Annotated in this window: 10 protein-coding genes and 1 rRNA gene; 9 read left to right on the top strand and 2 right to left on the bottom strand. The window is 48.6% G+C overall.

Translation table 11 applies throughout. From position 1 onward, the window contains the following. The 9 genes from H1S01_RS08615 to H1S01_RS08575 all read left to right on the top strand — a co-directional run. A 23S ribosomal RNA gene (locus H1S01_RS08615) occupies window positions 1-205 on the top strand; the annotation flags it as partial. A gap of 39 nt (window positions 206-244) precedes the next feature. Then, the gene (locus H1S01_RS08610) at window positions 245-397 is read left to right on the top strand and encodes a hypothetical protein (RefSeq protein ID WP_188039685.1); all 153 of its coding nucleotides are present in this window, start codon (window positions 245-247) and stop codon (window positions 395-397) included. 229 nt (window positions 398-626) lie between these two features. Continuing rightward, on the top strand, window positions 627-833 hold the full coding sequence (locus tag H1S01_RS08605) for a DUF1657 domain-containing protein (RefSeq protein WP_155476626.1): 207 nt from the start codon (window positions 627-629) through the stop codon (window positions 831-833). Window positions 834-977: 144 nt separating this feature from the next. Beyond that, complete coding sequence (locus H1S01_RS08600) at window positions 978-1184, top strand: DUF1657 domain-containing protein (protein WP_188039684.1); 207 nt, start codon at window positions 978-980, stop codon at window positions 1182-1184. A gap of 28 nt (window positions 1185-1212) precedes the next feature. Further along, window positions 1213-2073, top strand: coding sequence for a DUF421 domain-containing protein (locus H1S01_RS08595; RefSeq protein WP_188039683.1), 861 nt, complete (start codon window positions 1213-1215; stop codon window positions 2071-2073). A gap of 52 nt (window positions 2074-2125) precedes the next feature. After that, window positions 2126-2605, top strand: a complete 480-nt coding sequence (gene spoVAC, locus H1S01_RS08590; protein WP_188039682.1) for a stage V sporulation protein AC — start codon at window positions 2126-2128, stop codon at window positions 2603-2605. 1 nt (window position 2606) lies between these two features. Beyond that, the gene (gene spoVAD, locus H1S01_RS08585; protein ID WP_188039681.1) at window positions 2607-3620 is read left to right on the top strand and encodes a stage V sporulation protein AD; all 1014 of its coding nucleotides are present in this window, start codon (window positions 2607-2609) and stop codon (window positions 3618-3620) included. 12 nt (window positions 3621-3632) lie between these two features. Then, window positions 3633-3986: a stage V sporulation protein AE gene (gene spoVAE / locus H1S01_RS08580; RefSeq protein ID WP_188039680.1), complete on the top strand. Its 354-nt coding sequence runs from the start codon at window positions 3633-3635 to the stop codon at window positions 3984-3986. Window positions 3987-4188: 202 nt separating this feature from the next. After that, the gene (locus tag H1S01_RS08575; RefSeq protein WP_188039679.1) at window positions 4189-4662 is read left to right on the top strand and encodes a YhcN/YlaJ family sporulation lipoprotein; all 474 of its coding nucleotides are present in this window, start codon (window positions 4189-4191) and stop codon (window positions 4660-4662) included. Between the two features lie 117 nt (window positions 4663-4779). On the opposite strand, the gene H1S01_RS08570 is transcribed toward H1S01_RS08575, so the two are convergent. Then, a complete protein-coding gene (locus tag H1S01_RS08570; protein WP_155476633.1) occupies window positions 4780-5088 on the bottom strand; it encodes a zinc-ribbon domain containing protein in 309 nt (102 codons plus the stop codon). 191 nt (window positions 5089-5279) lie between these two features. Beyond that, the gene (locus tag H1S01_RS08565) at window positions 5280-7379 is read right to left on the bottom strand and encodes a methyl-accepting chemotaxis protein (RefSeq protein WP_188039677.1); all 2100 of its coding nucleotides are present in this window, start codon (window positions 7377-7379) and stop codon (window positions 5280-5282) included. Window positions 7380-7469 lie beyond the last annotated feature (90 nt).

The raw sequence follows: 7469 nt of genomic DNA, 5'->3' as shown, positions 1-7469 counted from the left end.
AGTTGTCGTGCCAACGGCAGCGCTGGGTAGCTATGTCGGGAGCGGATAAGCGCTGAAAGCATCTAAGCGCGAAACCGACCCAAAGATGAGACTTCCCACTCGAAAGAGGTAAGACCCCAGGAAGATGACCTGGTCGATCGGCCCGAGATGTACACGCCGTGAGGCGTTCAGTCGACGGGTACGAATCGGTCGAGGACTTGACCTTAACTATGCGCAATGACTATAGTCCAGAAAATTTGATTTGATGCAGCAGGACTGGGCGACCCCAGTCGTCGGCGGCTCTGCCGCCGGTAACGACGTGGGAGCCGTCCGTAGCGGAAGCAAATCAGATTTTCTCCTCTGTGTAGTTTTTAAGGAACGAAGAAAGTCCATGGCAGTAAGCTATGGGCTTTTTTGATTTTTAAATCAAAAAAGGAAAAGGTAAAAGATTGATAGCGGTGGAGAAATCTTTACTTAGATGCTTTAAATACCTACATAACCGTGTCTCGAACGAGACAACTTACTTACGGGATATCCCACAGGGATACACCATCAACGCCTCAGGAACGCCCGTAGATAATCCCCGTACTTTTTAGGATCTTTAATCGTTAGGGGTAATCTAACTTAAAAAGGAGGATGATTTGGAAATGACAGTCGGTTCACAAGTCAAACAGACGGTGGCTGGTTTGAAAAGTGCTGTTGGCAGCTTGGAAAACTTCGCTATCCAGACCCAGAACCAAAATGCAAAACAGGTATACAGCCAAGCGGCTCAACAAACCCAGAATATCGTCAATCAACTAGAATCGCGTGTAAAAGAGATCGAAAAAGAAGAGCCTCAATACAAAGGTTTCTAATCAGGGACACTTCTTTAACACTCGATATAGGCCGGATCGAAGGATCCGGTCTTCACTATATTCGGATGGTCCTCCATTAGCAAAACATCACCTTTAGATAACCATGTGTTTTAGATCATAGTTTCACTCGAGGGGAAGGATTATATGACAGTTGCGAGTCAAGTGAAAGGAACGATAGCTAGCCTTAAGGGAGCGAGAGCGACTCTGGAAACCTTTACAATCATAGAAGAAAATCAAGAAGCGAAAGATAGATACGCTCACAATTTACACCGTTTAGACCAAGTGATTGGAGACATGGAAAAACGGCTTCAAGTGTTGGAATACGAAGAGCCGCAATACAAGGGTTTTTAAGGACATTCTGAGGTAAGGAGTTTTTTCCATGCCGGAATGGTTGATGATTCTGATTCGCTCGATCCTCTTATTTGGATTGACGCTGGTAGGTGCTCGCCTACTTGGCAAGCGCCAGTCTGGCCAGTTAACCTTCTTCGATGTGGTGATCGGAATTGCCATCGGTGTCATTGTGGCCCTCTTATCACTAAATCTGATGAAGAACATGCTGGGCGGGATTATCGCCTTAGTGGTCTGGGCTGGTTTTCCGATTGCCCTTCATTACCTATCGATTAAGTCCAAAACAGTCCGAGATTTTGTGCTAGGGAAAGAAACGATCCTCATCAATCACGGAAAAATCCTCGATGATAAACTGATGGAGGTCCGACTTACTCCCGAAGATTTACTGAGCCAACTTCGCCGGAAGAATGTTTTCAGCTTCGCTGATGTAGAATTCGCCGTAATGGAGCCTACGGGGGACATCAGTGTGTTACTCAATAAAGAGAAGCAGCCCATCACCCCGAAAACCTTGGAAATGGATGTAGGTCGAGAAAGCGTTCCTCAGACCGTAATCCTAGACGGCGTCATGATGGATGAGGCGTTAACGGCAATGGGTCTCAACCGGGGTTGGTTACACACAGAGTTAGAAAAAGTCGGTGTAGCACCAGAAAACGTTTTTATCGCCCAAGTGGATTCAACAGGCCAACTTTACCTGGACTTGTTTGACGATGCCATCATACTCCCTAAACCGAAGACAAAAGAATTGCTTTACGCAACCTTGAAAAAAAGTCAGGCCGACTGTGAACTCTTTGCCCTAAGCACACAACAGCTACAAGCAAAGCAGATGTACGCCGATTCGTCGCAGATATTGAACGATGTGGTTCAAGACCTCGAACCAGTGCTAAAGCGATAACTAGCCTGTAATAACTAATAACGGCAAGCATTGACGGGTAGGGGGGGCAAAGATGTCCAATAAGAAGAAGAAAAAAATGACGCCTGTCCAACAAGAATACCACGACTTCTCCAAAGTACGAGAACCCAAACGACCGGTTCTTCGCAACTGCCTATGGGCTTTTTTTGTAGGCGGTTTTATCTGTTTGGTCGGTCAGTTTATTCAGGACTTTTTTCTCTGGAACTTCGAGTTCACCGAAAAGACAGCTGGTAACCCAACGGTGGCAGTTATGGTCCTTCTCTCCACCTTGCTAACCGGTGTTGGCGTCTACGATCACATCGCTCAACATGCAGGTGCTGGAACAGCAGTACCAGTAACTGGATTTGCTAACTCCGTCGCCTCTGCCGCCATTGAACACCGTACCGAAGGCTACGTGCTAGGGGTTGGGGGGAATATGTTTAAGCTCGCCGGTTCTGTGATCGTTTTTGGTACCTTTGCCGCCTTTGTCGTCGCTCTGGTTCGAACGACACTGGCGCTGCTGGGAGGGAGTTGACATGCTGCAAGGTCATCAGAGTTGGGTCTTTGCAAACCGTCCGGTTATCCGGAGTGTCGCTACCGTTGGCGGCCCTTATGAGGCGCAGGGACCTGTGGCAGAGGATTTTGATCTGCTGCATGGTGATCTGTGGCTTGGTCAAGATAGTTTTGAAAAAGCCGGTAAGAAGATGATGGAGGAAGCTTGTGAAATCGCTGTTCAGAAAGCAGGCCTTCAAAAGCAGGACATACAGTTTTTTTTAGCTGGCGATTTGTTGAACCAAATTACGCCCAGCAGTTTTGCCGCTCGCACACTGGCTATCCCCTACCTCGGTCTGTACGGAGCTTGTTCCACGTCTATGGAAAGTCTGGCTTTAGCCGCCCTGTTTGTAGATAGTAAATCGGCACAGTACGTGCTGGCCGGTACGGGCAGTCACAATGCGGCCGTAGAAAAACAGTTTCGCTATCCCACCGAGTACGGCGGTCAAAAGCCGCCAACGGCGCAGTGGACAGTGACTGGTGCTGGAGTCGCCTTGGTAGCGGACAAAGGAGAAGGACCGGTCATCACCAGAGCCACCATCGGACGGATCGTGGACATGGGCATCTCCGATCCCTTTAACATGGGGGCTGCGATGGCACCGGCAGCGGCAGATACGATCACGGCCCACTTTCGGGATTTTGATGTGGATCATCAAGAATACGACCTCATCGCCACCGGGGATTTAGGCAAGGTTGGCTACCGCATTTGTGCCGATCTGATGCAAAAACACGGTGTCGAACTTCCGGAAGTTAAATATACCGACTGTGGCTTGTTGATCTATGATATGGAAAGACAAAGAGATGTTCTGGCTGGCGGCAGTGGATGTGGCTGTTCGGCCACAGTGACTTACGGACACATTCTAAATCGGATGAAACGCGGTGAGTTGAATAAAGTGCTTATCGTGGCTACGGGCGCTTTACTCTCCCCTTTGTCGTTCCAGCAAAAGGAATCCATTCCCTGCATTGCTCATGCGGTAGCCATCGAGAATGTGCAATAGGAGGGACCGTCGTTGCAAGTATATCTGTGGGCTTTTGTCGTCGGCGGCCTGATCTGTGTCATCGGACAGTTGATGCTGGATGTAGGTAAACTAACGCCGGCTCATACGATGAGTACGCTCGTTGTCGCTGGCGCCGTTCTTTCGGGATTAGGCCTTTACCAGCCGCTCATCGATTTTGCCGGTGCGGGGGCGACCGTTCCGATTACCAGCTTTGGGAATGCTCTCGTCCATGGCGCCATGGTGGAAGCAAACGCTGTAGGGATTATCGGTATCTTAACAGGTATCTTTGAGGTGACGAGCGCCGGCATTTCGGCAGCCATCATCTTTGGATTCCTTGCGTCACTTGTATTTAAACCTAAGGGATAACGAGATATAGTTCCGGGTATTGATACCTTCGCTTACGGATGAATTACTCTGTGTAAAATTACTTGGCGAGAGATGCTCATTTCCAGTGTAACTCGCAGATAGCTTTGGCTTTAGGAGATTGCTCCTTGATGGCCTCGCTCGAATACTTGCCATAGATTCTTTCGGTGCCCGTAGCTTTGGTGGTTGAAATGAGGTTAACATCGTGCGAACATCTGAACATCTAAAAACAGTCAGGATAAGGTCGTGCCTTTCGCTTTTCATTCTTGTAATGGCCGTCACAGCCGGTTGTGTCCCGCAGCAGCAACGATTGCTTACACCGCCATCCATCTCGAATCAGAAGCCGATGTTATATCCGGCTGTGGCGGCGGAAGTCAAAGAGGCGGTGAAAACCGTGGATGGTGTGGAGGATAGTACAGCCGTTGTCATTGATAAGGACATATCGACAGCCCTTAAGGTCACCGGCTTTGACCGGTTACGATTGAAGACGATCCGTGGAAGCATCGAAAAAAAGCTGAAGGAATCTTATCCGGGATATGAAGTTCACGTCACGACAGACAAAAAAATGTTCAAGCAATTGCAGCAGATAGAAAAACAGGAAGGCGGCTCTCCGAAAGAAGTGCCGCCGGAAATCATCGAGAATTACAAAAAGATTTTAAAAGAGATGGCCGTACCATAGATGGCCAACCATAGGGGTAAGCCAAAATCAGGCGAGAGCCTTGATGCTTCTAAAATGAAAAACTCCCCAGACTTTTCGAAAGTCTGGGGAGTATGTTAGCTGAACGAATAAGTTCAATTACCAGTTGCTGCGACGGGAAGAGAAGCAATCGCGGCAGTATACGGGCTTGTCACCACGGGGTTGGAAAGGAACGGTGGTTTCAACGCCGCAGGATGCGCAAGTAGCGGGGTACATTTGACGCTCTTGACGACCATAACCGCTGTTGTTGCTGCTACCACCCATACGGGCTTTACGGGCAGCGCGGCACTCGGGGCAACGGCCAGGTTCGTTGGTGAAACCTTTTTCAGCGTAGAATTCTTGCTCGGAAGCAGTGAATTCGAATTCACGACCGCACTCTTTGCAGGCTAATACTTTGTCTTGAAACATGAGAAATCCTCCTCGATATTCTTTCGCCCGTGCTAAGGAAGTGACCAGACCTAAACTTCCCTTAGCCACTGGGCAATCGAGAAGGGTTGTCGTTCCGTAAGCAAAACCGAGCCATGTATAAGTATAACCGAATCATTGGAAAATAGCAAAGAGAAAATGTAACGAAAGTTACGAAATAAACTATAAAAAGGCTAGACTCTAAACCGATCCACTTCTCGCTGCATGCTTCCCGCCATTTGGCTTAAATTATCTGCGTAGGCAGCGGTCTGCTGCGTCGATGACAATTGTTTGTGCATGACTGTAACGGCTTGTTGCGCGCCTATGGACGTTTCTTCAGCGCTCGCTGCCATCGTGGAAAAGATATCGAGAATATTGTCTTTCTCTAGCTTCATTTTAGTAAAATCCCGCTGTACCTCTTCGGTTTTCTCGATTACGGCAGCGATAGCCGGAAGGACATCGTGAAAGAGTGTTTCTGTTTCCTGCACCGTTTTTGTCTGAACCGTATTGACGGAATAAGCCTGCTGGAGAGCTTCATCCATGGCTTCCACGGCCAGTTTGGACTGATTTTGCACGTTTCCAATCAACACTTTGATATCGTTTGCCGCTTTGACCGATTCTTCGGCAAGCTTTCGCACTTCTTCGGCGACGACGGCAAATCCTCGGCCATGTTCGCCGGCTCGAGCAGCCTCGATGGAGGCGTTCAGCGCAAGTAAATTCGTTTGGCTTGCGATCTGTGTGATCGTTTCTGTGATCGAACCGATCTCGCGAGACATGGCGTTCATGGCGCCGATCACTTCAGAGACACGATGACCGGAACGAGTCCTGTCTTCTGAACGGGCCGTCAATGCCCGCACTGTATCCAACACCTGATTACCGAGATGGTGCATGGTAGCGGCCACCTCGCTCATCTGATGAGTATATTCCCAAACAACGTCAATCGTCTTCGAGAGGTCGCCCAGTCGAATGACACCTGTTTCTAAGTCTTTGGCTTGTGTATCTGCATTCGCCGCGATGGAATGGATCGTTTCGGTGGTTTCATTCACATTATCGCTTGTATCGGCGGTAATCTGGGCGAGTGCTGTAGATGATTCGAAGACCGTTAAAGAGGCTTGTTTAATTTGCTCCACCAGCGCTTTTACACCGGCTTGCATCGTCATCACGGCATGGGCTAATTTGCCGATTTCATCTCTTCGCGTAAACAAGTGCGCAGGGAGCTCTTGTGTAAAATCGCCGGAACCGATTCGTTCCATTTGTTCCATGACGAGCACGAGGGGACGGCTGAACTGGGTGGCCACAGTGACGGCAAGGGCTAACGCGAGGAGCGAAAATCCGAGAACCACCGTTGTGATCGTGGTTTGCATGGACGTGGTGCTATGAAGCAATTCATCTTTTTCAATTACAGCAATATATCTCCAGCCCAAATCGGGTGTAGTCTGTATGTTAGCGATGAAAGTTTTGCCGTCTTGATTAAATTCGAAGTACCGGTTGTCGGTGCGGTCCGGTAAATCGTTGAAGGCCTCGACGTCCATATCCGTAATCGGTTTAAAATTTAGCTCCGGTTTTTTAGGATGGGCCAGGATGGTCCCTTTTTTATCGGTCAGAATCACATAGCCTGTTTCTTTGACTTTTATGTTTTTTACAATATCGGTAAGCCCCTTCAAACTCACGTCTAAGCCTACAACACCTCTAGCATTATGGTGGTCATCTTGTAAGGCAGTGACGATGCTGAACACCACATCTTCTCCTGTGGAAAGCAGGTATGGATCGGTGACTACTACTTTATCCTTATTCTCCATCGCCTTTTTGTACCAGGAACGACTGCGGGCATCGTAACCGGCTTTGCGGTTGGATGGAGGCCATTGCACGTAGCCGCCGTTCGCTTCACTGCCTAGGTAGGCGGCCGTCGTCTTGGGATGCGATTTGGCGAATTGCTCAAAAAAGCGATATATCATCGCCTCTAAAGGATCATTTTCAAGGGGGTTCATTTTCACCAAGTCGTTGGCATCGCCTTGTTTATCGATGTAACTGGTGATGCGCTGATCGGTCTGCTTAAGCAGGGGATACGTCGAGAGGAAGTACGTATCATCTTTGATGCTCTCAATAAAGAGATTGACGGCATTTTCAACTTGCTGCATTTCCCCTGATGTAGCTGCAAGAAATTCTTCTTCCACCTGCCTCGTCAATGTATTTTTCACGATATAACCGACGGAGAAGAGGGGGATGAGAGTGACGAGGAGAAAGGCGACGATCAGTTTATTTCGAATCCCCCAGGACGGGCGCTGAATTTCCACCGTAAAACCTCCTTTAGCAACTCATGTTTATTCTCACCGTTGACACAATCCTATCAGCAGATGCGTATATTGCACCGAATAATCCTGAGG

Origin of the sequence: Heliobacterium chlorum, assembly GCF_014502795.1 — a bacterium.
Taxonomy (GTDB): domain Bacteria; phylum Bacillota; class Desulfitobacteriia; order Heliobacteriales; family Heliobacteriaceae; genus Heliobacterium; species Heliobacterium chlorum.
Note: the sequence above shows the minus strand (reverse complement) of the source record. Positions and strands in the feature narration are given on the sequence as shown.